This window comes from Streptomyces sp. NPDC107546 (assembly GCF_055639175.1).
Map to the genome: position 1 here is coordinate 1 of NZ_JBVKBA010000021.1, position 24,577 is coordinate 24,577.

The 24,577-nt window shown below is 70.4% G+C and carries 17 protein-coding genes and 2 pseudogenes; 16 read left to right on the top strand and 3 right to left on the bottom strand.

The window, feature by feature from the left end; all coding sequences use genetic code 11:
• Positions 1-91: 91 nt before the first annotated feature.
• Positions 92-1,978, bottom strand: a complete 1,887-nt coding sequence (locus ACZ7L1_RS26890; RefSeq protein WP_471440582.1) for an amidohydrolase — start codon at positions 1,976-1,978, stop codon at positions 92-94.
• A gap of 397 nt (positions 1,979-2,375) precedes the next feature.
• Between ACZ7L1_RS26890 and ACZ7L1_RS26895 the strand changes: the two genes are divergently transcribed.
• The 6 genes from ACZ7L1_RS26895 to ACZ7L1_RS26920 all read left to right on the top strand — a co-directional run bounded on the left by ACZ7L1_RS26895 (position 2,376) and on the right by ACZ7L1_RS26920 (position 7,102).
• A complete protein-coding gene (locus tag ACZ7L1_RS26895; protein ID WP_471440583.1) occupies positions 2,376-3,347 on the top strand; it encodes an alpha/beta hydrolase in 972 nt (323 codons plus the stop codon).
• 20 nt (positions 3,348-3,367) lie between these two features.
• Positions 3,368-4,087, top strand: coding sequence for an alpha/beta fold hydrolase (locus ACZ7L1_RS26900; RefSeq protein WP_471440584.1), 720 nt, complete (start codon positions 3,368-3,370; stop codon positions 4,085-4,087).
• A 300-nt stretch (positions 4,088-4,387) separates the two neighbouring features.
• Positions 4,388-4,987, top strand: a complete 600-nt coding sequence (locus ACZ7L1_RS26905) for a sulfite oxidase-like oxidoreductase (protein WP_471440684.1) — start codon at positions 4,388-4,390, stop codon at positions 4,985-4,987.
• Positions 4,988-4,989: 2 nt separating this feature from the next.
• On the top strand, positions 4,990-5,700 hold the full coding sequence (locus ACZ7L1_RS26910; RefSeq protein ID WP_471440585.1) for a ferredoxin reductase: 711 nt from the start codon (positions 4,990-4,992) through the stop codon (positions 5,698-5,700).
• Between the two features lie 31 nt (positions 5,701-5,731).
• Positions 5,732-6,007 carry a DUF6510 family protein gene (locus tag ACZ7L1_RS26915; protein WP_471440586.1) on the top strand — a complete coding sequence of 92 codons (276 nt, stop codon included), beginning with the start codon at positions 5,732-5,734 and terminating at the stop codon, positions 6,005-6,007.
• Positions 6,008-6,178: 171 nt separating this feature from the next.
• Positions 6,179-7,102, top strand: coding sequence for an NADP-dependent oxidoreductase (locus ACZ7L1_RS26920; protein WP_471440587.1), 924 nt, complete (start codon positions 6,179-6,181; stop codon positions 7,100-7,102).
• 320 nt (positions 7,103-7,422) lie between these two features.
• On the opposite strand, the gene ACZ7L1_RS26925 is transcribed toward ACZ7L1_RS26920, so the two are convergent.
• Both ACZ7L1_RS26925 and ACZ7L1_RS26930 read right to left on the bottom strand, forming a co-directional pair.
• Positions 7,423-10,800, bottom strand: a complete 3,378-nt coding sequence (locus tag ACZ7L1_RS26925; RefSeq protein WP_471440588.1) for a LamG-like jellyroll fold domain-containing protein — start codon at positions 10,798-10,800, stop codon at positions 7,423-7,425.
• 180 nt (positions 10,801-10,980) lie between these two features.
• Entirely contained in the window at positions 10,981-12,948 is a 1,968-nt protein-coding gene (locus ACZ7L1_RS26930; protein WP_471440589.1) for a DUF8189 domain-containing protein, read from the bottom strand.
• 352 nt (positions 12,949-13,300) lie between these two features.
• Here ACZ7L1_RS26930 and ACZ7L1_RS26935 point away from each other — a divergent pair, with 352 nt between their 5' ends.
• The 10 genes and pseudogenes from ACZ7L1_RS26935 (at position 13,301) to ACZ7L1_RS26980 (ending at position 24,405) form a co-directional block, all read left to right on the top strand.
• Complete coding sequence (locus ACZ7L1_RS26935; RefSeq protein WP_471440590.1) at positions 13,301-13,480, top strand: hypothetical protein; 180 nt, start codon at positions 13,301-13,303, stop codon at positions 13,478-13,480.
• 27 nt (positions 13,481-13,507) lie between these two features.
• Positions 13,508-14,869, top strand: coding sequence for a polymorphic toxin-type HINT domain-containing protein (locus ACZ7L1_RS26940; protein WP_471440591.1), 1,362 nt, complete (start codon positions 13,508-13,510; stop codon positions 14,867-14,869).
• The gene (locus ACZ7L1_RS26945) at positions 14,866-15,276 is read left to right on the top strand and encodes a DUF6896 domain-containing protein (protein ID WP_471440592.1); all 411 of its coding nucleotides are present in this window, start codon (positions 14,866-14,868) and stop codon (positions 15,274-15,276) included. The genes ACZ7L1_RS26940 and ACZ7L1_RS26945 overlap by 4 nt, the downstream gene beginning before the upstream one ends.
• A gap of 77 nt (positions 15,277-15,353) precedes the next feature.
• A pseudogene (locus ACZ7L1_RS26950) lies at positions 15,354-16,038 on the top strand (aldehyde dehydrogenase family protein); the annotation flags it as partial.
• A gap of 180 nt (positions 16,039-16,218) precedes the next feature.
• Complete coding sequence (locus ACZ7L1_RS26955) at positions 16,219-17,031, top strand: alpha/beta fold hydrolase (protein ID WP_471440593.1); 813 nt, start codon at positions 16,219-16,221, stop codon at positions 17,029-17,031.
• Positions 17,031-18,290, top strand: a complete 1,260-nt coding sequence (locus tag ACZ7L1_RS26960; protein ID WP_471440594.1) for a PP2C family protein-serine/threonine phosphatase — start codon at positions 17,031-17,033, stop codon at positions 18,288-18,290. Before ACZ7L1_RS26955 ends, ACZ7L1_RS26960 begins: the two co-directional genes overlap by 1 nt.
• 166 nt (positions 18,291-18,456) lie before the next feature.
• The gene (locus tag ACZ7L1_RS26965) at positions 18,457-20,040 is read left to right on the top strand and encodes an FMN-binding glutamate synthase family protein (protein ID WP_471440595.1); all 1,584 of its coding nucleotides are present in this window, start codon (positions 18,457-18,459) and stop codon (positions 20,038-20,040) included.
• A 70-nt stretch (positions 20,041-20,110) separates the two neighbouring features.
• Positions 20,111-21,448, top strand: a pseudogene (locus ACZ7L1_RS26970) (thiamine pyrophosphate-dependent enzyme); the annotation flags it as partial.
• Between the two features lie 96 nt (positions 21,449-21,544).
• A complete protein-coding gene (locus ACZ7L1_RS26975) occupies positions 21,545-22,378 on the top strand; it encodes an RNA polymerase sigma factor SigF (protein ID WP_471440596.1) in 834 nt (277 codons plus the stop codon).
• A gap of 611 nt (positions 22,379-22,989) precedes the next feature.
• Entirely contained in the window at positions 22,990-24,405 is a 1,416-nt protein-coding gene (locus ACZ7L1_RS26980; protein ID WP_471440597.1) for a DEAD/DEAH box helicase, read from the top strand.
• Positions 24,406-24,577 lie beyond the last annotated feature (172 nt).

The following is a 24,577-nucleotide window of genomic DNA, read 5'->3' on the forward strand; positions in this document are numbered from 1 at the left end:
CGAGTACATCCGGTACGCGGGCGACGCTCCGCCTTGCGATGCACCGCACCGGACGCCGCGAGCTTTCCGGCGAACCTTTCCGGCCACAGCACTAGAGGACGAAGCAGGGGTCGAACGGCGCCTCGGCGCCGTCCGGGGTCAGACCGCGCCGGACGCGCCACTCGTGGTGCCGTTCCGACTCGGCGACGGCCTCGCCGACTGCCTGCGCCTGCCGGGCGCCCGCGAGGCCCTGCCCGGACGCCTGGTAGCCGCCGAAGTGCGCCACCGGGCTCCAGGCGGGGCTGATGGGCGGCAGTTCCTCGTCGAGGCCCTCGTACTCCGCGGCGGCGTACACGATCCGGCCGCCGGTGACCGTGAGGAGCGACTCGATGTGCGGGATGACCGGCTCGGGCGCGGTGAAGTAGTCCTCGGACAGCACCGCCAGGTCGGCGAAGCAGCCCGGACGCAGGACGCCCTTGACGTCCTCCTCGCCGGTCAGTCGGGCGCCGGCGCGGGTGAACATCTCCAGCGCGGTCTGCCGGTCGACCTGGTTCGTCCACGGGCGCAGCGCCAGGTCACCGACCGTGCGGCCGCTGATGAGCCAGTGCAGGGCGACCCAGGGGTTGTAGGTGGAGACCCGGGTGGCGTCCGTGCCGGCGGCGACGGTCAGCCCGCGGTCCAGCATGGCGCGGATCGGCGGGGCGTCCGCGGCGGCGCCGGGGCCGTAACGGCGCAGGAACGCCTCGCCCTGGAACGAGAGCCGGTTCTGCACGGACATGGCTCCGCCGAGGGCGGCGACCCGGTCGAGACTGTCCGGTGAAACGGTCTCCGCATGGTCGAACAGCCACCGGTTCCCGGCCGGGAAAAGCCCTTCCGCGGCCAGCTTTTCGAACACCTCGAGGTCCCGGCGGATGGTGTGGTCATACGTGGCGTGCAGCCTGAATCCCCACCCGTTCTCCATGAGGAGCCGGACCGCCTTCTCGAATTCCGCCTCGTAGTCGGGGCCGAGTTCGGGGCGCGGCTGGGCGAAGTTCTCGAAATCGGCGGCCGCCCAGGTGAGGTTCTCTCCCGCCCCGTTCAGCCGCAGCCATTCGTCCCCGTCCTCGGGTCGGGCCATTTCGATCCAGCGGGTGAGGTCGGCTATCTCCTGCCCGGCCGTCTGCGGGAAGAGGTGATAGGCGATGCGCAGCGACAACTGACCGGCCTCCGCCAGTTCGATGACGGTGCTGTAGTTGTCGGGGAAGTTCTGGAACCCGCCGGCCGCGTCGATGGCCGAGGTCAGTCCGAACCTGTTCAGTTCGCGTAGGAAATGGCGGGTCGAGGTCTTCATGTCCTCGCCCTGGAGCACCGGCGCCTTGGCCAGCGTCGAGTACAGGATGAGGGCGCTGGGCGCGGCCAGCAGCATGCCCGTCGGTTCCCCGTCCCGGCCGCGGACGAGCTGCCCGCCCTTGGGGTCGGGCGTGTCCTTGCCGTAGCCCGCGGCCTTGAGCGCCGCCCGGTTGAGCACGGCCGACTGGTACAGGTGCAGAACGAACACCGGGGTGTCCGGGGCGGCGGCGTTCAGTTCCGCCACGGTCGGCAGCCGCCGCTCGGCGAACTGCTCGGCCGACCAGCCCCCCACCACCCGCACCCACTGGCCCTTCGGGGTACGCGCGGCCTGCTCACGCAGCATCTCCAGGCCCTGACGCAGGCTGCGCACCCCGTCCCAGCGCAGCTCCAATACGTAGTTGAGCCCACCGCGGATCACATGCAGATGGGCGTCGTTGAGGCCCGGGATCACCCGTCGCCCCAGCGCGTCCACCACCTTGGTGGCCGCGCCGATGTGCGGAGCCACGTCCCTGTCGCCGCCCACGACCGTGATGACACCGCCCCGGACGGCGATCGCCTCGGCCTGGGGGCGGTTCGGGTCTCCCGTATGGACCTTGGCGTTGCGGACGACGAGCTCGGCGGCATCGTCGGTGGCTCGGGGAACCAGTCCGCCGACCGGCATTGCTGACATGTGGGTACGACCCCCTCCGGGACTGAACGGATGCGATGTCCGCTGTGGTTGACGTCGGCGGACGAAGAAGAGCGGAGATGTGCGCGTGGACGTCAGCCCGATTCCACGGGCGGACCGCGACCGCTGAGCCACCACGCTAGGCCCGGTGGCAACCGTCGTGTGTCCTCTCAGCGCACCACGGTGTTCCCCACAGCGCACCGAGATGCGCAGGTCGCCGATCGGCGGCGGGGACCGGGCGAGGCCCGTGCGCTGTGGGCACACCGGTCGTGCGCTCAGGGGCAACCGCCGCCACCGCGGCGGCCCTACGGTGACTGTTGGCGGCACCGGAGTGGTCAGCACAGGAACCGGGTCGTTCGCCGGCAGGACCGGCGTCCCCAACGCAATTCGAGGAGTTCCCATGTCCGATGCCGTCGCGCCGGTCCAGCCGGTACTGGAGCCGGCCGCAGCCGAGTTCGCCGAGGCGACCGCCAATCCGCCGTACCTGTTCGACCTGGCCCCGGCAGAAGGGCGCAAGGCCGTCGACGAGGTGCAGTCCGGGGACATCGACAAGCCTGCGATCGACGAGGAGTGGATGACCGTCTCCGGCGGACCGACGGGCAGTGTCCGGGCGCGCATCGTCAAGCCCGCCGGGGCGACCGGAACGCTCCCGGTGATCATCTACATCCACGGCGCGGGCTGGGTCTTCGGCAACGCCCACACCCACGACCGCCTGGTGCGCGAACTCGCCGTCGGAGCGAACGCCGCCGTCGTCTTCCCCGAGTACGACCTGTCGCCCGAGGCCCGCTACCCGGTCGCCATCGAGCAGAACTACGCGGTCGCCCGCTGGGTCGTTCAGGAGGGCGCGTCCAAGGGTCTCGACGGCTCCAGGCTGGCCGTCGCCGGCGACTCCGTCGGCGGCAACATGACCGCCGCCCTGACCCTGATGGCCAAGGAGCGCGGCGGCATCCCGCTGGTCCAGCAGGTGCTGTTCTACCCGGTCACCGACGCGAACTTCGACACCGGCTCCTACCACCAGTTCGCCACCGGCTACTTCCTGCGCCGGGACGGCATGCAGTGGTTCTGGGACCAGTACACGACCGACGAGAGCGAGCGCGCCCAGATCACCGCGTCCCCGCTGCGCGCCACCACCGAGCAGCTGGGGGACCTGCCCCCGGCCCTGGTCATCACCGCCGAGGCCGACGTGCTGCGGGACGAGGGCGAGGCGTACGCCAACAAGCTGCGCCAGGCCGGAGTTCCGGTCACCGCCGTGCGCTTCCAGGGGATCATCCACGACTTCGTGATGCTCAACGCCCTGCGCGGGACCCACGCGGCCGAGGCCGCGATCACCCTGGCGGCGCGCACCCTGCACACGGCCCTGCACACCGCCTGACATCGAGGAGACACGCAGACATGACCACTTCCACACCCACCGTCGTCCTCGTCCACGGCGCCTTCGCCGACGCGGCGAGCTGGTCCGGGGTGATCGAGGAACTGCAGAAGGCCGGCATACCCGTGGTGGCGCCGCCGAACCCACTGCGCGGCCTCGCGGCCGACGCCGCGTACGTCGCCTCCGTGGCCTCCCAGATCGACAGTCCCGTCGTGCTGGTCGGCCATTCCTACGGCGGTGCGCTCATCACCGTGGCCGGTACGACCGAGAACGTCGTCGGGCTGGTATACGTGGCGGCCTACGTCCTGGAGGAGGGCGAGAGCCTCGGCGAGCTGCAGGGCCGCTTCCCCCTCTCACCGCTGGTGAGCAACCTCAAGGAGTGGACGTACCCCGTCCCGGGTGGCGAGGACGCGGTCGAGGTCACCATCGCCGAGGCGGCCTTCCCGTCGGTCTTCGCCGCCGACGTGCCGGCGGAGGTCACGAAGGTCCTCGCGGCGGCGCAGCGTCCGCTGGCAGCCGCGGCTTTCGAGGAGAGGGCCTCCGCCGCCGCGTGGAAGACCAAGCCGTCCTGGGCGCTGGTGGCCGGCGCGGACGAGGCGATCAACCCGGAGGTGGAGCGCTTCGGTGCGAAGCGGGCCGGCGCGACCATCGTCGAGTTGGAGGGCGCGTCGCACGCGGTCGCCGTCTCGCGGCCCAAGGAGGTCGCCGACCTGATCCGGGACGCTGTCCGCTCGACGAGCTGACCGCCGGCACGGACGGCCGCGCGGACGCACTCCCGGATCGCGTCCGCGCGGCCACCGCCACCGAGTGGTGGGGCGGCCCCGGTCACCCGACACTGGAGGAGTGACCGGGCCCAGGCGCCTTGCACCGGCCGCAGGAGGCGGTACGGACGGCACATGGGGGCGGCATCGGCCGCGTCGTCCCCATGACGGGCATCGGCTGCACCGGCTTGGCGGGGCGGCTGGACCGGCATGGCCGGCATCATCTGCACCTGCTCGGCCGACTTCGGCGGCATCGGCCGCATCGGCTCAGGAGACAACGCTGTGACTTCCTTCTCACCCGGCTTCCAGGGCCGCGGGCGGCGCCTCGCGGACCGTCTGCCGCCCGGTCAGTACCCGACCGAGTCCTTCCCCGTGCTGTCGGCGGGCCCCACACCGAGGGTCCCCACCGAGACGTGGTCCTTCACCGTGACCACGGAACTCGGCGCCACACACAGCTGGACCTGGGACGAGATGATGGCCCTGCCGCAGCAGGAGACGACCCATGACATCCACTGTGTGACGCGCTGGTCGAAGTTCGACACGCAGTGGCGGGGCGTTCCCGTCGACGCCTTCCTCGAGGACGTGGAGACGGCCGCGGACTACGCCGTCGTCAGCAGCTACGGCGGGTACACCACCAATCTCCCGCTGGAGGACCTCCTCGACGGCAAGGCGTGGATCGTCCACACCTACGACGGCTCTCCGCTGACTCCCGAGCACGGCGGCCCCGCACGACTGCTCGTACCGCACCTGTACTTCTGGAAGTCGGCCAAGTGGGTGCGCGGACTGACGCTCACGCACGAGGACGAGCCGGGCTTCTGGGAGAGCGTCGGGTACCACAACTACGGCGACCCGTGGCGCGAACAGCGCAACTGGGGCGACTGAGCATGGGCATCGCCTGGCGCCGCGCCCGGCTCCTCGAGCGCCACTCCCAGACCGCCACCGCCCGTTCCCTGGTCCTGACGGTGCCCGGCTGGCCCGGCCACCTGCCCGGCCAGCACGTCGACGTACGGCTCACCGCCGACGACGGCTACCAGGCCGTACGCAGCTACTCCCTGGCCGCGCCCGCCGACGGCGACCGCCTCGAACTCGGCGTGCAGACCGTGCCCGACGGGGAGGTGTCGCCCTATCTGGCCGACGGCCTGCCGGTGGGCGCGGAGGTGGAGGTACGCGGGCCGCTGGGCAACTGGTTCGTCTGGCGGGCCGAGCAGACCGAGCCGGCGCTCCTGGTGGCGGGCGGCTCCGGTGTCGTCCCGCTGGCGGCCATGGTCCGCGCCCACCGCACGGCACGCTCGCGCGGCCCGCTGCACCTGCTGTACTCGGCGCGCACCCCGGAGGACGTCTGGTACCGCGACCACCTGGCCGACGAGGATCCCCTCCTCGACGTCCGCATCGTGTACACACGGCAGACCCCGCCCGGCAGCGCGCGCCCGCCCGGCCGCATCACGCCGGCCGACCTGGACGAGGCGACGGCCAGACTGAAGCCGGCCAGTCCCGTGTACGTCTGCGGGCCCACCGGCTTCGTGGAAGCCGTCGACGACCTGCTGATCGACAGGGGGCGGGACCCCGTCACGATCCGCACCGAGCGCTTCGGATGACCCACCGACCCCGACCGCACGGGAGGTCCTCATGGCAGACGCCACCACCCACCTCGACGGCAACTGCCTCGCCGGCCCGCTCTCGGAGATCCTCTCCGCGGAGCCCACCACGGCCTGGTGGCGGTGCCCGGAGTGCGCGCGGTCGGGTCCGCTCGCCGAACTCCACGTCTACGGCCCCGAACCGGGCCTGACCGCCCGCTGCCCCGGATGCGCCCACATCGCCCTCCGCCTGGTCAGGGACGGCGAACACATCTGGCTCACGCTGGGCGGGGGCACCGGAGCGTTCCGCTTCTCCACGGGTCAGTAGCCGCCCCGCGCCTGCCGCCGGCCCTGAGGGTCCACCAGGGACCGACCGTGGGTGCGACCAGGCGCAGTACGTGTGGGCGAAGCAAGTGAACGGTGTTGCTGGTGAAGCCTGTTCGTGGAGATGCGGCAGAAACCGCAGATGAGGCACCCCTCGACACGTATCGTGTCCGTTATGCGTGCAATTACTGTAAACCGTTACGGTGGTCCTGAGACCCTGGAACTGGCCGAGACCGACGACCCCAAGATCGGACCCGACTCGGTGCTCGTGCGGGTGAAGGCCGCCGGGGTCAACCCGGTGGACTGGAAGATCGTCGCCGGTTATCTCGACCCGATCATGTACGTCCACTTTCCCCTTGTGCCCGGATGGGATGTGGCGGGCGTCATCGAGGCGGTCGGCCTGGACGTCCCGGAATTCTCGGTCGGCGACGAGGTCTTCGGATATGTCCGCAAGGACGAAGTGCAGCACGGCACCTATGCCGAGCTCGTCGCCGCGCCCGTGCGTACCCTCGCGCACAAGCCCGCGTCGCTGAGCTGGCAGCAGGCGGCCGGCGTCCCGCTGGCCGGGCTCACCGCCTGGCAGTCACTGGCCCGGGTGGGGGTCGCCGAGGGCGACACGGTCCTGGTCCACGCGGCGGCCGGCGGCGTCGGCTCCCTCGCCGTGCAGATCGCGGTGGCCAAGGGGGCCCGGGTGATCGGCACCGCCGGCGAACACAACCACGACTTCCTGCGCTCCCTGGGCGCGGAACCCGTCACCTACGGCGACGGCCTGGCCGACCGGGTACGGCAGCTGGCGCCGGAGGGCGTCGACGCGGCCGTGGACTACGTCGGCGGCGACGCGGTCGCCGTCTCCGAGGAACTGCTGAAGGACCGCTCGCGCCTCGCGTCGATCGTCGACCCGGCGGTCACCGAGCACGGCGGACACCACGTCTGGGTCCGGCCCGACAACTCGGACCTCGCGGAGCTCGCTCGACTCGCCGACGCCGGCAAGCTCGATGTCCACGTCGAGCACGCCCTGCCGCTGGCCGAGGCCGCCGAGGCGTTCCGACTCAGCATGAGCGGCCGGACCCGCGGCAAGATCGTGCTCGAGGTCGGCTGATAGACGGTCCGGTGCATGGCCCGCGCCGGCGCACGGGGACCGTCCCGCGGCTGCCGCGGCGGCTGCGCCACACGGCCTCCCCCCGGCTCACGGCAGGGCCGTCCATGGATCGGCGTCCCGGGCCAGATGTCCAGACGCAGTGGCCCGTCGGAGCCGACCCTGCACTCACGCCGCCCCATGCGCGGTCGTCCCGGCGAATGGTCACGTCGCTGACCTTCGGGCCGGGCGCGAGCCTGGTGCTCGGCCCGGTCGAGCGGCGTCGCTCGCTCGACCGGCAGCAGCGGTTGCGCGTGTCCTTGAGAAGGTCCGGCGGATCCGGCTCACATCCGGGCGTACGGCTGGGGCGAGAGCGTCTCGAACGGGAGCCGGACGGTGGTGGCCGTCCCGGTGTCCGCGTTGGACGTGCGCAGGGCGGTCAGTTCATCCGCCGTGAGCGCGCGCCGCACCAGGCGGAACTCGTCCAGGGAGCCCTTGAACCGGTCGTAGCCGTCCGGCCTGGCCCCCAGATGGAGACCGAGCACGGCGAAGCCGTCCTCGTGCGTCACCGAGCCGGCCGGAGCCGTGGCCTCGCCGGGCGCTCCACCGTCCACCGACAGGCTCAGCCTTCCGTTCGTGCGCTCGAGGACCACATGGTGCCAGGCGCCGTCACCGAAGGCGTAGGCCGCGCTGCCGTCGGCGACGTAGACGGTGGTGGTGGCCGTGTCCGTCTGCAGCACGGCGGCGAGCCGGTCCTGGCCCGGCTGGGTCCGCAGCCACAGTTGCCGATCGGTGCTGCCGATGCCGTACGCCCAGAAGACGACCTGGTTGGCGCTCGTCTGGCTCGCCGAGTAGCGCATCCAGGTCGCCACGGTGAAGTCACGGGAGCCGAGGGCCTCGTCCGCGCCGTACGGCACCTCGACCGAGTCGTCCGTGCCGTCCAGCGCAAGCCCGGCGCCGAACCGGCCGCCGCCCGCCGAGGTCGTGGGCCGGGCTCCGCCCCGTACGAAGGCGTGGTTGCAGTGCATCGAAGAGTCCGGGGTCGCGGGACCCGCGGCCGGTCTGACCACCGGATGGGCCTCGGTGTGGCCGTTCTCCATGGACCACGACAGAGCGGGCCTGTCGGCCGGGTAGCCGCCCGTGGAACCGACGACGGAGTGGGCGATCCTCGTCAGCTCGTCCGTCGTGAGCGCCCGCTTGTAGAGCCGGGCCTCGTCCAGGGAGCCGGTGAACACATCGAGGTTGCCCGGCTTGGAGCCGACCCGCAGCCCCTGCGGTGTCGCCGTGGAGGTGAGCGCGCCGGACAGTCCGGTCGTCTCGGCGGCCGTGGTTGCGTCCACGCTCAGTCGCAGGGTGCCACCGCTCCGGCCGACCGCGAGCAGGTGCCAGGCGCCGTCCCCGAAGGCGGCCGACGGGCCGGGGTCGGTCAGCGCCACCTGCATCGCACCCGCGGGCGTCTCGGCCCACGCGAGCAGCCGCCTCTGGGACGGCTGCGCGCGCACCCACAGCGAAGGCGCGCCGGAGACCGAGCCGTAGGCCCACAGCAGCGCGGCGTTCGCGTCGGTCTCGGTCAGGGTGTGCCGGAACCACAGGGTGTAGGTGAAGTCGCCGGAGCCGACGTCGAGCGCCGGGAGATAGGGGACCTCGACGCCGGGCCGGGACGCCGAGACGGAGATCGCGCCCTTGCCGACCCGGCCGGCCACTTCACCTGGCACCCCGCCGAGAAGGGTGCCGTCGGCGCAGTGCCCCGAGACGTCGTCCTCGATCGCGACCGAGGTCAGCGCGGGCACATCGGCCGTGTCGACCACCTGGAACGGCAGCCGCACACCGAGCGAACCGTCCACGGAAGGGGCCGCGTTCGCCGTACGCAACTCGGCGAGCTGGGCATCCGTCAGAGCGCTGCGGTACACCCGGAACTCGTCCAGGCCGCCGCTGAAGGGGTCACCGGCGGCGGTATCGGGCTTGGCCCCGAGCCGGATCCCGTCGACACCGTCGACGCGGTCGGCGCTGACCGATCCGGCCACCCCGGTGGCCTGCGCCGAGGACGTGCCGTCGACCGAGAGCGTGATCCGTCCGCCGCTGCGCACCAGCGTCAGATGGTGCCAGGCGTCGTCGCCGAAGGCGGTCGACGGGCCGGGGTCGGTCAGTGTGACGGAGGCGGTGCCGCCGGTGCCCTGCACCCAGGCGTACAGCCGGTTCTGGCCGGGCTGGGCACGCACCCACACCTGCGGTTTCGCCGCGCCGTACCCGTAGGCCCACAGCAGTACCCTCTGCTGGGTCTCACCGGGCTGCGCCTTGTACTTGAAGAACAGCGAATAGGTGAAGTCACCGTCGCCCGGGTCGATTCCCGGCGTGTACGGCACGTCGGCGTACTCACCGGTGGCGCCGAGGGCCAGCCCCTGGCCCCAGCGGCCGCTGCCGAGCGTCGAACTCCCGGCCAGATAGGCGTCGTTGGCGTTCGGCGTGCTGTCCGGGGTGGTGCGGCCCGCGGCCCGGGAGGCCTGCGGGTGCACCGCGCCGGTGAAGGTACCCGGCACGCCGGCCGCCGCCGGCGTGAAGCGGTTGAAGTAGATGGCGGCCGCGGAGAAGCCGTCGCCGCCCTCGTAGACCAGGCCGATCTCGCCGTCGGTCAGCTCGACCAGGTCCGAGTACCCGGCCCGCTTGGCGTTGATCTGCGCGGCGTCGTGCCAGGTGGTGCCGCGGTCGGTGGAGTAGCGGATCCGCATGTTCTGGCGGTCCGTCGGGTGCGAGGGCGCCGAGAGGACGAGCGTGTCGCCGGGCGTGGCCCGGTACGTCTGCTCCAGCGCCAGGACCGACGCCTGCACCTCGGGCGTGGTCAGCGAGGGCACGACCTGCTGCGCGGGCACGGTCGCGCCGGAGTCGGTGCTGACGGCGTGCGTACGGTGCCCGGACGAGGAGCCGTTGTTGTTGCGGGCGTTGATGTAGACGTTCCCGTTGTCGAGTTCGGCGACGGTGGGCTCGCCCGGCGCCATCCCGGGCCCGGCGGAGTCGGCCGTGGCGCTCGCGAACCACTCGTCGCCGTCGTCGCTGTAGAGCACACCGACGAGCTGGGGGTCCTGACCGGGCTGTGGTGGGGACTCGTACGCCCCCACCACCAGCCGGCCCGCCTTGTCGCCCCGCTTGAGCTGGATGCCGTGCGAGGGTCCGGTGCCGAACCAGCCGTCCTGCGGGTCCGCCAGCCGCGGCAGCGGCTTCGGTGCGCCGAAGGTCAGCCCGTCGTCCGTGCTGCGCTGGACTCGCGGCAGCCGTTTGCCGCCCGGCTCGGCCGGTTCCGACGTGGAGAGCAGATGGACGTCGCCGGTGCGCAGGTCCGCGACGGGTGAGGGATTGCCGCGCGTGTAGGGCGTCTCCGGGTCGGTGTCGCTGCCGGCGAGCGCCACGCGGATGGGGCCCCAGGTGCGGCCGCCGTTGGTGGAGCGGCGGACGACGATGTCGATGGCACCCCGGTCGGCGCAGGAGGGCGAGCGGCGGGCCTCCGCGAAGGCGAGCAGTGTGCCCGCCTTCGTACGGACGATCGTGGGGATGCGGAAACAGCCGTATCCGGCGGTTCCGGAGCGGAACAGGATCTGTTCGGTCCCGATGAGGCCGTCGGCCGACGGCTGGGTACCGCCGGCGGCGGCAGGTGGAGCGACGGCTCCGAGGAGGATCAGGGGCAGGGTGACGAGGGCGGCGCCGAGGGCACGTAAATGTAGCCGGGACACAGCGGTGCAGACCTTTCTGGTGCGGTTGGGACCCGCAGGCGGGACCTGGCCGTGAGCAGACCGCCGCCCGGCCCGCCCCGTCCCCGTGCCGACAGGACGGAAGGAAGCGGGGCGGAGCGGGCGGCGGTGGAGGCGGGGCGTGACGGCCGTGGGGCCGCCACGGCCTCTTCTACGGTGTGATCACTTGGTCGGCGGGGTGGGCAGCTTACTGCCATGGAAGTCCGGAGCGTCGGCCGCGGCGCGCATCGCGCTGAGCGAAGAGGTCTGCTGGACCTGGTAGATGCGGGTCTGGTTGTCGGCGGTACGGAAGGTGTAGGCCCAGGTCGGACCGGTGGGGTTGGTGTAGGTGAAGGCGGTCGGCTCGGTGGCCGACGTTTCGAAGCTCACCTGCTGCCAGGCGCGCCAGGCACCGCTGCCCTGTGCCGTCTCGCCGGTGTTGTGGACGTAGCCGTCGGCGCCGCGGACGACGACCTCGGTGAGGCCGGTCAGCGGGGAGATCACGGCGCTGGGGGAGCCCTGCGCGGTGACGCCGGCGACGGTCTCCCAGACTCCGTAGACCCCGCCCTCGGCGGTCTGAGCGGTGGTGACCACGTTGCCGTTCGCGTCCGTGGCGAAGACACGCATGCGGTAGCCGGGGTAGACGATGACCGACGGCGTGCCGCTGATGGCCTGGGTGCCCATGCCGGTCCACGCCGAGAGCGTGCCCCCCTCCTTGAACAGGGCGGTGGAGAGGGTGCCGTCGGCCTTCCTGCCGAAGAGCTGGATACCGTCGCGCACGGTGACGGCGGTGAGGGGGCCGGTGAAACCGCTGCCGGAGAGCGGCATCCAGCCCATGAAGTCCACGTTGGCGCGCTGCTGGATGCGGTACCAGGGCTTGCCGTCCGCGTCGAGGGCGAACTGGGTCATCAGACCGGTGGGGGTCTTGCCGGTGACGGCGTGCTGCTGCATGGCGCCGGCCAGATCGATCCAGTCGCCCCAGTCGGCGCTGCTCACGGCGGTCTGGTTGCGTTGCCAGACGCTGCCGGAGGTGTTGTGGGCGGTGACGACGACGCGGCCGTCGGTGTGCGCGGACAGCGAGGGCCGGCCGGTGAAGGCCTCCTGGCCGGAGATCACCGTCCACTGGGCGCCGTTGATGTCGGCCGGGTCGGTACGGCCGTGGACCAGGCGGCCGATGTTGTCGATGTAGGCGAGCTCCAGCTTGCCGTCGGACGCCTGCATGACGGAGTCGGGGGTGTACGACTCCAGCGGCACCGGCGTCGCCGCGGGCGTGTGGTTGACGTTGAGCTTGCAGATGTCGGGCGCCGCCGAGACCGAGACGTAGCCGGCCCAGCCGGACGCCTCGACCTGCTTGTTGTAGACGGGCCAGTCGCGGATGTCCTCGTCGAAGCGGTAGTACGCGACCGCGCCGCCGCCCTTGACGCGGAACAGCGTGTCACCGCCGTACGACGGCATGAACTTGGTGTCGCTCCAGTCGGCGGCGGACTCCAGTACATGGCGTTCGATCCAGCGCTGGCTGGTGTAGTCGTAGCGCGAGCGGTAGAGCTTGCCGTCGGTCGCGTCACGGCCGTAGATGACGCCGCGGTCGCCCGCGTAGATCGCGTCGTAGTTCCAGCCCATGTCGACGATCTTGCCGCTGCCCTCGACGAACTCGTTGGCGGTCGCGTCGTAGCGGTACCAGCGCAGGTCGTGGGTGGTGCCGGAGAGCGTCCAGATGTAGCCGCCGCGGTCGATGGTGATGTCGTCGATCCGGTCGGCGGCCCTGAACTGGGCGAAGCTGGAGCTGATCTTCCGGTGGTGGACGTCCCAGGTGTTGCCGGAGCTGATCCGGTGGCTGTAGTACAGCCCGTCCGACTTGATGCCGTAGAAGGTCGCACCAGGGCCGGCGAGCATGTGGCCGTAGCCGGTCCAGGTGGTGTCGATGGTGGTGCCGGCGGGCAGGGCGTTGCCGACCGCCGGGTCCGGCATGTCGGTTCTGCTGAGCTTGCCGGCGGAGTCCAGGGTGTAGGTGGCCCCGCCGGAGCCGCAGGTCAGCGATACGGCGGCCGCTGCGGGAGCGGAGGGCAGTGCGCCGGTGAGCGGAAGGGCGGTCGCCAGGGCCGTGGCCAGAGCAGTGGCGGAGATGAGTGCACGAGGTGAAATCCGGTTCATGACATGGACGTTAGGAGTCCGACCGTGAACGCTGCCGTTTCAACCAGATGAACAAAGATCTCCAATCAGGATCTCGAAGGTAAACGGATGGTCTCAACGGCCCATGTGCAGTGGCAGATTGACGAAACATCAATTCGACTATCGACCTTTAGGTGATTCGGCGTCTCCTGAAGTGTCAGATGAATGCCGCGTGAACTCCAGCCGTACTTACACTGAATGGCACCCCAGAGGGAACCCATGTCACCTCCCGGCGGAACCCCGCGCACTGAAACCGGCGCCACCAGCGGGCGCCCTGGGGAAGTCACGTATCGAGCCCGAAGGTAATGATCACGTAATGATCACGCCAAGGTGAATGGTCTCGGCATCCAGTCTGCTGAAGAACAGCACCGGCCAGACGATGGCGTCGACCGACTACGGCTATGACACCGACGACCGGCTGACGTCCAAGACCACGGCAGGCACCGCCAAGTCCGGGACCAGCACCTACGGCTACGACGACGCCGGCCGGAGACCACGTTGCCCGGCGCGGTGAGCTTCACGGGCTCGCCGTCGGCGTCGTATGCGGTCGCACATCACGAAGAAGGCCAGGCAGGCGGCCTCCTTCGCGGCCCAGCACAACCCGATCCCGGCGATCCTCGCGGCCACCAAGCCGCTGATCGCCGTCGGCAAGGCGATCGTCACGGCCGACCCGAACCTTCCGGCGATCGTCGTCGGCGCGGCCGTCCAGGTGGTCGCCGATGCCGCCAAGGCCGCGGACGCCATCCGCGACGAGGTCGTCAAGCAGGTCGGCAGCGTCGTGGAGACCGTCTCGGACGCGGTCGACTGGGGCGAGGTCTGGGACGGCGTCAAGACGGTCGGCAACATCGTCGGAGACGTCACCGGCTTCAACGACATCAAGAACTGCGTCACCACGGGCGACATGGAGTCCTGCGCCTGGGCGGCGGCGACCGTGGGCGGCATCGTCCTCGGCGGCGCCGGCGCGGCGGCGGTCCGGGTGGCCAAGGCCGGACGGATGACGGCGAAGGCGGCGAAGTACGCGGACCAGATCGCCAAGGCGGCGGAGAAGGGCAAGAAGGTCCTCGAAGAGGCCGAGTCGGTGGCGGACTGCGTCTCGACCGCCAGGGACGTGGCCTCTCTCGCCAGCGGCAACAGCTTCGTACCCGGTACGGAAGTCGTGATGGCCGACGGCAGCCGCGAACCGATCGAGAAGGTCGAGGAGGGCGACGAGGTCCTCGCCACCGATCCGACGACCGGCAAGACCTCCAAGGAGAAGGTCACCGACACGATCGAGGGCAAGGGCGCGAAGAAGCTCGTCAAGGTCACGATCGACACGGACGGCGACAAGGGCCACGCGACGGACACCGTCACGGCGACCGCGGGGCACCCCTTCTGGGTCCCGGACCTGAAGAAGTGGCTGAAGGCCGGTGAGCTGAAGCCCGGCCAGTGGCTCCAGACGGGTTCCGGTACATGGGTCCAGGTCCAGGCGGTCAGCGCATGGACGCAGCAGGCCGCGGTCTACAACCTGACGGTCGACAGGGCCCACACTTACTATGTGGTGGCCGGGGCCACGCAGGTCCTGGTGCACAACTGCACCGCCAGCCCCCATTCGTTGGAGCGAACGGAACAGCTCGGCGGCACCTTCGACCGTCAACGAGTCGACGAGATCGCCGAAAGCATGAGCAACGACGGCTGGGTCGGAGAGCCCATCGAGGTCTTCGAGCATCTGAACCGGCGCTACGTCATCAACGGCCACCACCGAGTCGCGGCGGCCAAGAAGGCGGGGATCGATGTCCAGTACCGGTCTCTCTCACTCGATGAGATCCAGGCCTACAAGTATCGATCCGCCGACGAGGTGGTCTGGGCGTCTGTCGAAGTGGGCCCGGACTTCCCGGAGGAGCGGAGAGGACGGAGGCGTCGATGACCCAGCCGACCGCGGCTGCCGCCTGTGTGCGTTCCTTCCTGCGGCATCGGAGACGCATCAGAAAGGCGCTGTTGGACAGCTACCCGCGGTTCGACACGCTCGGCCACGTCCTGGAGGCGGTCCGCGCCGGGGAACTGGAACGGAGGGGGCAGTCGGATGCCGGCTACTCATACGCGGTCCATGGGCGCGGCTGCCGGATGGTCGGACCCGATGGCGCTCAGATCGAGGCGGATCTGCTCCTTGACGGGTCGGAGGCGTTCGACGCCTGGCGCCTGGAGGTTTTCGCGCGAAGCGTCGGCATGGTCCCCGTTCCGCCCAGGGACGACCTTGTTCGGGCATGCCGTGACATGACGCGAGAGGGAATCCTCGACGAGCCCGAGCCAGGATGGTTCCGCGTCATCGAATGACGAGTGACGGCTGGGTCGGGTATCTCATCGCGATGGGATCCCCACCCAGAGCTCCCCGGTGGCGGGGTTGACGACCGGTCCTTACCGGCCACGGCTCCGTCACCGGCGCAGCCCTGGCCCGCAGCCCCGTCGTGGGCGCTCTCTCGTTCACCGGCTCCACCGAGACCGGGCGCCGCATCCTGAAGGACGCGGCTGACAGCAACTTCCCACGAGGTGCTGGAGCGGTTCACGATCGCCGCGAAGCGCCTGGTCATCGGCGATCCCGCGGACCCTCGCACTCAGGTGGGGCCACTGATCAACCGGGCGGCCTTCGACCGGGTCGCGGCGGCGGTGGAAGCCGCCCGGGCCGGTGGAGCCCGCATTCACACCGGAGGGCTGCCGCACGGCCTGCCGCAGCGCGGGGCTTACTACCCGCCCACCGTGATCACCCACGCGCCCGAAGGCAGCGACGTGCTCACCAAGGAACTGTTCGGCCCCGTTGTCACCGTCCAGACCTTCACCACCGAAGACGAGGCGATGTACCTGGCGAACGCCACCGAATACGGGCTTGCCGCCTCGGTGTGGACCCGCGACCTCGACACCGCCCTCCGGTTGGCACGCGGCGTCCAGGCCGGCTCGGTCTCCGTCAACGCCTACAGCGAAGGCGACATCACCACACCCTTGGGCGGCTGGAAACAGTCCGGGTTCGGCGGCGTGGAGAAATCGACCAACGCCTTCGACCAGTGGACCCGGGAGAAGACCGTCTGGATCCGCACCCGATGAGATGGCCTTTCGGCTGCCTCACGCTCGTGCTCGTTGAATCCGCCCTTCGTTCGTCCCGCTCCAGCCGCTGCCCGAGGAGCGGGACCCGTCTCCGGGCCCGCACCCGTATGACCGGGGAATTCGGGTATGCCAGGGCCGCTGCGGCACGAGCTGCGCGTGGGGCGGTGGGAGGATGGCTGCATGGACGTGCGAAGCAGGAACCACGTGAGGGTGACCGGCAGGGAGGACGGGCCGGTGGTGGTGCTGTCGCACGGTTTCGGGTGCGATCAGAACATGTGGCGCCTGGTGGTGCCGACGCTGGAGCCGGACTTCCGGGTGGTCCTCTTCGACCACGTGGGGGCCGGTCGCTCGGACCTGTCGGCGTGGAGCGAGGAACGGTACGCCTCGCTGGACGGCTATGCGCAGGACCTGCTGGAGATCTGCCGGGAGCTTGACCTGGGGCCCGTGGTCTTCGTGGGGCATTCGGTGAGCGCCATGATCGGGGTGCTGGCCGCCGGTGTCGAGCCGGAGCGTTTTGCGGGACTGGTCCTGCTCACGCCGTCGCCCTGCTACATCGACGACCCGGCGGCCGGTTACCGGGGCGGTTTCAGCACGGAGGACATCAACGAACTGCTGGAGTCGCTGGAGTCCAATTATCTGGGCTGGTCTGCGGCGATGGCCCCCGTCATCATGGGCAACCCGGAGCGTCCGGAGCTGGGACAGGAGCTGACCAACAGCTTCTGCCGCACCGACCCGAAGATCGCCCGCGTCTTCGCCCGCGCCACGTTCCTGTCCGACAACCGGGCCGATCTGGCCTCGGTGACCGTACCGACCCTGATCACGCAGTGCTCCAGCGACGCCATCGCCCCTGCGGAGGTGGGCGCGTTCGTCCATGCGCAGATCCAGGGCAGCCGACTGGTCACCCTCACCGCGACCGGGCACTGCCCGCAGCTGAGCGCGCCCGAGGCCACCGCTGCGGCCATTGCCGCATTCGCGTCCGAAGTGGGCCGGTGATGTGCGCGACCGGGGACGGCCACGACTTTGATCCGGACCCGAAAAGCGAGCCGGACGATGAGCGGGCCCGGTTCTCCGCCCTGCTGGAGGACAGCGCCGAAGACCTCTACGAGAACGCGCCCTGCGGCTACCTCTCCACCCTGCTGGATGGACAGATCGCCAAGGTCAACGCGACCCTGCTGAACTGGCTCGGCTACCAGCGCGACGACCTGGTCGGACGCAAGCGGTTCGCCGATCTGCTCACCGTGGGTGGCAAGCTGTACCACGAGACTCACTACGCCCCGCTGCTGCGCATGCAGGGCCAGGTCAGCGGCATCGCCCTGGAACTGACGGCCGCGGACGGCAGCCGACTGCCGGTCCTGGTCACCTCCACCGTCAAAACCGGCAGCGAGGGCGAGCCGCTGCTGATTCGGACCACCGTCTTCGACGCCCGCGACCGCCGCGCCTACGAAACCGAACTGCTCCGCGCCCAGCAGGAAGCCGACCGGGAACGTGAACGCCTGCAACGCCTGGCGAGGACGCTCCAGCAGACACTGCTGCCGCCCGCCCTGGAAAGTGTTCCCGGTCTGGATGTGGCCGCGCACTATCACATCGCCTCCATCGACGAGGTCGGCGGCGACTTCTACGACCTCTTCCCCCTCTCCCAAGGCGCCTGGGGACTGTTTCTGGGCGACGTGTGCGGCAAGGGAGCCGCCGCGGCAGCCGTCACCTCCCTGGCCCGCTACACCCTGCGGGCCGCAGCCGTGTACGACCCCGACCCGGCCGTCGTACTCGCCAACCTCAACACCGTCCTGAGCCACGAGAACAAGGGCATCGACCCACGCTTCTGCACCGTCGTCTTCGGCCTGCTCACCCCTTGCGACACCCTCGGGTTCCGGATCGTGCTGGCCAGCGGAGGGCATCCGCCGGCTTTGCTCCTGGGCGCCGCCGGAAGCGCCGACTACCTGCCCACGCCCGGCGGGCAGCTCGTGGGCGTCCTGCCCGACGCCCACATCGCCACCGCCACCGTCCACCTCGCCCCCGGCGACACTCTCCTGCTGTACACCGACGGCCTGACCGAAGCGCGTACCGGCCGATCCGGTGAGCGCTACGGCGACGAGGCCCTGCTGGACTTCGCCCGGGCCCTGGCTCCCACCACCGCACCGGCCGCCATCGATGCGTTGAGCAGCCTGCTCGACACCTTCGGCACCGGCCTGGACGACGACACGGCGGTCCTCGCCGTCAGCGTGCCCCGACGACACAGCGAAGAGCAGGAGTGAGCGACCTGACCATCCACACCGGCACTCGCCTTCGGGTGCGGAACGACACCGTGGACAGCCCGGCAGCCGAGGCAAGGCATCGTAGTAGGGCGGGCGGACCCGGCGACCGAGAGGTCAGTGCTCGGCTGCCGGGCATGGAGATCGGCAATCGGGCAATGCGCCAGGTGTGATACGCGTCGGAATCGTCGTCCTGACTCTGGTGACCGCTTTGGGGGCTTTGGCCGCAGCGGTAGGGATCTCGCCCTTTTGGTGGTTCGCGGCCCTTCCGCTCACGTTCGTGGGCTTGCTCGGTGCCTGGGACCTGGTGCAGCGTCGGCACTCGGTGCTGCGCAACTATCCCGTCCTCGGCCATGCCCGCTTCCTCATGGAGCGCATTCGCCCGGAGCTGCAGCAGTACTTCATCGAGCGGAACTACGACGGGCGTCCCTTCGACCGGGACGTGCGCAGCATCGTCTACGAGCGCGCCAAGGGTACCGACGCCGAGGAGCCGTACGGCACCGAACGGGACGTGTACCAGCCCGGTTACGAGTTCCTGGTCCCGTCGATGGCGCCCTGCCCGGTGCCGAAGACTCCGCCGCGTGTGCGGATCGGCGGCCCGGACTGCGGCCGGCCGTACGACATGGCACTGCTGAACGTCTCGGCGATGAGCTTCGGCTCGCTGTCCGCCAATGCGGTGCTCGCGCTCAACGGGGGCGCGGCTGCCGGGGGTTTCGCCCAGGACACCGGTGAGGGCGGGCTGTCCGAGTACCACCTCCGCCCGGGAGGTGACCTCATATGGGAGATCGGCACCGGGTACTTCGGCTGCCGCACCGAGGACGGCGATTTCGACCCGTCCGAGTTCGCCGACAAGGCCGCGCATGATCACGTCAAATGCGTGTCTCTGAAACTGTCGCAGGGCGCGAAGCCCGGCATCGGCGGCGTCCTGCCGGGAGCCAAGGTGAACGCCGAGATCGCCCGGGTCCGGGACGTGCCCGAAGGACGGACGGTCGTCTCCCCGCCGTATCACCGGGTGTTCTCCACCCCGCGGGAACTGGTGCGCTTCGTCGCCCGCATGCGCGAGTTGTCCGGTGGCAAGCCTGCCGGGTTCAAGCTGTGTGTGGGCTCGCGCCGGCAGTTCCTGGCCGTGTGCAAGGCCATGCTGGAGGAGGGCACGGCGCCTGACTTCATCGTGGTGGACGGCGCCGAGGGCGGGACCGGCGCGGCGCCGCTGGAGTTCGCGGACCATGTGGGCAGCCCGCTCACCGAGGGTCTGCTCACCGTGCACAACGCCCTTGTGGGCACGGGCTTGCGCGACCGGATCAAGGTCGGGGCGAGCGGCAAGATCGCCACAGGTGCCGACCTGGTCAAGCGCCTGGTGCAGGGCGCCGACTACGGCAACGCCGCGCGGGCGATGATGTTCGCCGTCGGCTGCATCCAGGCCCAGAGGTGCCATACGAACACCTGCCCCACCGGCGTCACGACCCAGGACCCACGCCGTGCCCGCGCCCTGGACGTCCGCGACAAGACGGCGCGCGTCCGGCGTTTCCAGGAGGCGACCGTGGCCGGCGCGTTGCAGATCATGGCATCCATGGGCGTCACCGATCCCGCGGAACTGCGTCCGCACATGCTCCGCCGGCGCGTCGACCCCTTCACCGAACGCTCCTACGAGGAGCTGTACGAGTGGCTCGAGCCGGGGCAGTTGCTCGCCGTGCCACCGGCCTCCTGGGCGGCCGACTGGAAGGCCGCAGACCCCGACCGTTTCACCGTGTGACCTGGAGGACTCGTGGCCCGTACTGTTGCCCGTGTCATTGTGGACGCGCTGAGCGAACTCGGCGTGCGCCACGGCGGTGCGCCACGCACTGGGCCGCAAGGGCGTCGCCGTCCTCACCGTGCCGGGCGACCTGGGCGAGCAGGAACTGACCGCCGACCGGCCGAGCCGGTTCTCCCTGAACGCTCCGGTGAGCCGGCCGGAGGAGTCCGCCGTCCGTCGCGCCGTGGAACTCCTGGACCGCTCCGAACGGATCACCCTGCTCGTCGGGCAGGGGGCCCGCGCCGCCCGCGAGGACGTCCTCACCCTCGCCGACCGCCTGGCCGCACCGATGGTCCTCACACTGAAGGCCAAGGCGGGCTTCGAGGGTGACAGCAACCCCTTCCAGGTCGGCCAGACGGGGCTGATCGGCAATCCCGCCGCCGCGGCGGCGCTTCAGGACGCGGACACCCTGCTGCTGCTCGGCACGGACTTCCCCTACCTGGACTGGTATCCCGAGGGCCGGACCGTGATCCAGGTGGACACCGAGGCCACCCACATCGGACGCCGGGTACCGGTCGACGTCGGGCTCGTGGGGGACACCCGCGCCACCGTACGCGACCTCCTGGACCACCTCGCCGCCATGCCCGCCGGGTCCGAAGCCGCGCGCGACCGCTCGCACCTGGAGAAGGCGCGCGAACGCTTCGACCGATGGCGCACCGGTCAGGCCCGACTCGCCGACCCCCGGCACGACAAGGGCCTCGTGGGCCGCCTCCGCTCCGCGCTGGACAACCGTGCCCACGACATCCGCCCCGAGGCGCTGGCCGCGGCCGTCGACCGTGTCGCGGCCGATGACGCAGTCTTCACCTCCGATACGGGCATGGCCACGGTGTGGCTCTCGCGCTTCGTGGAGATGCGTGGTGAGCGCCGCCTCATCGGCTCCTACAACCTCGGCTCGATGGCCAACGCCATGCCCCAGGCTCTGGGCGCCCAGTGCCTGGACCGCGAGCGCCAGGTGGTGGCCTTCTGCGGCGACGGCGGACTGGGCATGCTCCTCGGCGACCTCATGACCCTGAAGACATACCGCCTTCCCGTCAAACTCGTCGTCTTCGACAACCGCCGGCTGGGCATGGTGAAACTCGAACAGGAGCAAGCGGGTCTGCCCGAGTTCGGCACTGTGCTCGACAACCCCGACTTCGCCGCGGTTGCCGAGGCCATGGGCATCACCGGCATCCGCGTGACCGACCCGGCCGAAGTGGAGAGCGCCGTGCGACGTGCCTTGCGCAGTCCGGGCCCGGTCCTGCTCGACGTCCTCACCAACCCCGACGAGATCGCCGTTCCGGCCAAACCGACCGTCGAGCAGGGTTGGGGGTTCGCCGTGGCCAAGGTGAAGGAAGTCGTACGGAGCCACGGAGAGCCGAGCGAGGACTGACGGACGTTCGAAGATTGCAGGTCGGCGGGCGGGGTATGCGCGTGCTTGCCGGAGCACGGACCGGCGAGGACAAGGCCGATCGACTGGGAGGGGCGCATGATGCCGACGACGACCGAGCAGACGGTGGACGTTCCGGAGATCGCTGACCCTTCCAAGGTCGCGCCGAAGGACGCGCGGGAGCTGTCGAGGCTGTTCTTCGACCAGTTGGCGGTGCTGGAGGAGGGGACGCCCGAATACCAGTACGCGCGGAACACGCTGATCGAGATGAACATGTCCCTGGTCCGCTACGCGGCCGGCCGGTTCCGCAGCCGGGGGCCGGAGGAGATGGAGGACATCGTCCAGGTCGGCATGATCGGCCTGATCAAGGCCATCGACCGGTTCGAGCTCTCCCGGGAGGTGGAGTTCACCTCCTTCGCCGTTCCCTACATCGTCGGCGAGATCAAGCGGTTCTTCCGTGACACCTCCTGGGCCGTGCACGTTCCGCGCCGACTCCAGGAGGCCCGCGTCCAACTCGCCCGTGCCAACGAGGAACTGCGCAGCCGACTGGGCCGGGTACCGACGACCAAGGAGCTTTCCGAGCTGATGAGTCTTGCGGAGGAGGAGGTCGTCGAGGCCCAGCTCGCTTCCAACGGCTACAGGTCGGCCTCCCTGGACGCGGCGATCAACGGCAGCGAGGACGGCGAGGCCGCGCTGGCGGACTTCATCGGCGACGAGGACGCCGCGCTCGGCCTGATCGAGGACTTCCACGCCCTCGCGCCGATGATCGCCGAACTCGACGAACGCGACCGCAAGATCATTCACTGGCGCTTCGTCGAGGAACTCACCCAGGCCCAGATCGCCGAACGGCTCGGCGTCTCCCAGATGCACGTCTCCCGGCTCATCTCCCGTCTCCTGGGCCGCCTGCGCGAAGGCATGCTCAGCACCGCCTGATCCGCCGGAGGCCCGGCAGTCGGGCGACAGCCCGGTGTCCTCGCGGAGCGGAGCAGCTGACGGACGTAGCGCTTCACTGTCCCGGGTCCCGCAGTTGGGACCCCGCAGCTGCGGAGTGCGGCCCGCGGCTTGATGTCCCTGGGCTGGACGAGCGTCGTCTTGACGGGAGTCGCCTGAGCGCGGGCCGAGCCGAGGGCACCGACGATCGTTTCGGAACGCTGCCAGTCACGGGTCGGCGCACCATCGACCGCAGATGGGACCGCAGGACCGTGGTCGAGGTGGTGGTCACCGAGAGCAGCAAGTACTGCTGCCCCAAGTCCGCCTCCCCGGGGGCATGCGAGGGCGGTCCGGGCTTCTGCAAAACACCCGGGGAGGGGTCGGCTACGGCTCCTCCGACGACACCGACTCGATCATGGCCATCCACCGTGCTCACGAGCTGGGTGTGATCCACTTCGAGATCGACATCACGGCGCGACGTCATGTCTTGTGTTAGTCTCATGCGTTTGCGTGGTCGTCGCGGTGGGCGGTTCTGCGTGTTCGGTTCCGCTTGTGCGTGGGCTGTTCAATCCTGCCGGGCCTTCCTCGGTACGTTCCTCTGCGGAAGGCTGTTCATGAAGCATCGCGATGACTCCGGCATGGCTCACGGCGGTCCCGTCCAGCCCGAGGCCACGACCCCGGCGCTGCCCCCGGCTGTCTCCTTCGCCGGTCTGGAACTGCCCGTGGAGGTGCTGCGGACACTGAGCGGACTCGGGGTGCGCGAACCCTTTCCGATCCAGGCCGCCACACTGCCCGATGCCCTGGAAGGGCGCGACGTCCTGGGGCGCGGGCGCACCGGATCGGGCAAGACGCTCGCCTTCGGTTTGCCGCTGCTGACACGTGCGGCCGGGCGGCGCGCCGAACCGAAGCAGCCCCTCGCTCTGATCCTTGTGCCCACCCGGGAGCTGGCCCAACAGGTCACCCAGGCGCTGGCGCCGTACGCCGAGGCACTGCGGCTGCGGATGACCACGGTCGTCGGCGGCATGTCGATCGGCCGGCAGGTCGCCGCGCTGCGTCAGGGAGCCGAGGTGGTCGTCGCCACCCCCGGACGCCTGCACGACCTGATCGAGCGCAACGCCTGCCGCCTGGGACGGGTAAGGATCACCGTGCTGGACGAGGCCGACCAGATGTGCGACTTGGGATTCCTGCCGCAGGTTGTCGACGTCCTAGACCAGGTGCACCCCGACGGTCAGCGGATGCTGTTCTCCGCCACTCTGGATCGCGACGTCGATCAGCTGGTCCGCCGCTACCTCCACGACCCCGTCGTCCACTCGGTCGACCCGTCCGCGGGCACGGTCACGACGATGGAGCACCACGTTCTGGTCGTCCACGGTCCTGACCGCTACGCCGTCACCACGGAGATCGCCGCGCGCGACGGCCGCGTACTGCTGTTCCTCGACACCAAGCACGCCGTCGACCAGCTCACCCGGCACCTGCGGGCCAGCGGGGTGCACGCCGGGGCCCTGCACAGCGGCAAGTCCCAGCCACAGCGCACAAGGACCCTGGCGCAGTTCAAGAACGGCCAGATCACCGCTCTGGTGGCGACCAATGTCGCGGCCCGTGGCCTGCACGTCGACGACCTCGATCTCGTGGTCAACGTCGACCCGCCCACCGACCCCAAGGACTATGTGCACCGGGCGGGCCGCACCGCCCGCGCCGGTGAGTCCGGCAGCGTGGTCACGCTCGTGCTGGCGGGCCAGCGCCGCGAGACGAGCCGAATGATGGCCGGGGCCGGCATCGAGGCAACCGTCACCAAGGTGCGCTCGGGCGAGGCGGAGCTGAGCCGGATCACCGGCGCCAAGGCTCCCTCCGGGATCCCGCTAGACGGCGGCCCCGCCGTCCCCCGGCCCAAGAACACCAACGTTCCCTTCCGCGGCCTCGGCACCAGCAAGGACACCTCCCGCGTCGCCGCAGGCAAGTCCCGCAAGGCCGGCGAGGCCCGCAAGCTCGCCGAGGCCCGCAAGGCCGCCCTCGTGCGTCGCAACGGCTGAGGGGCGTTGCCCAGGCAGTGAACGTCCTGGCCACGGGATCGACAACCCTCGGCCCGGCCCGAAGCCGTCCTGTGCGCCTCACCTACGAAGCGAACGCCCTTGGCCGCGAGAGGGATACCCGCCGAAACGGAGCAGGACGATGTTGCCGGCGCCCCGCACTGCGCCCGGCATG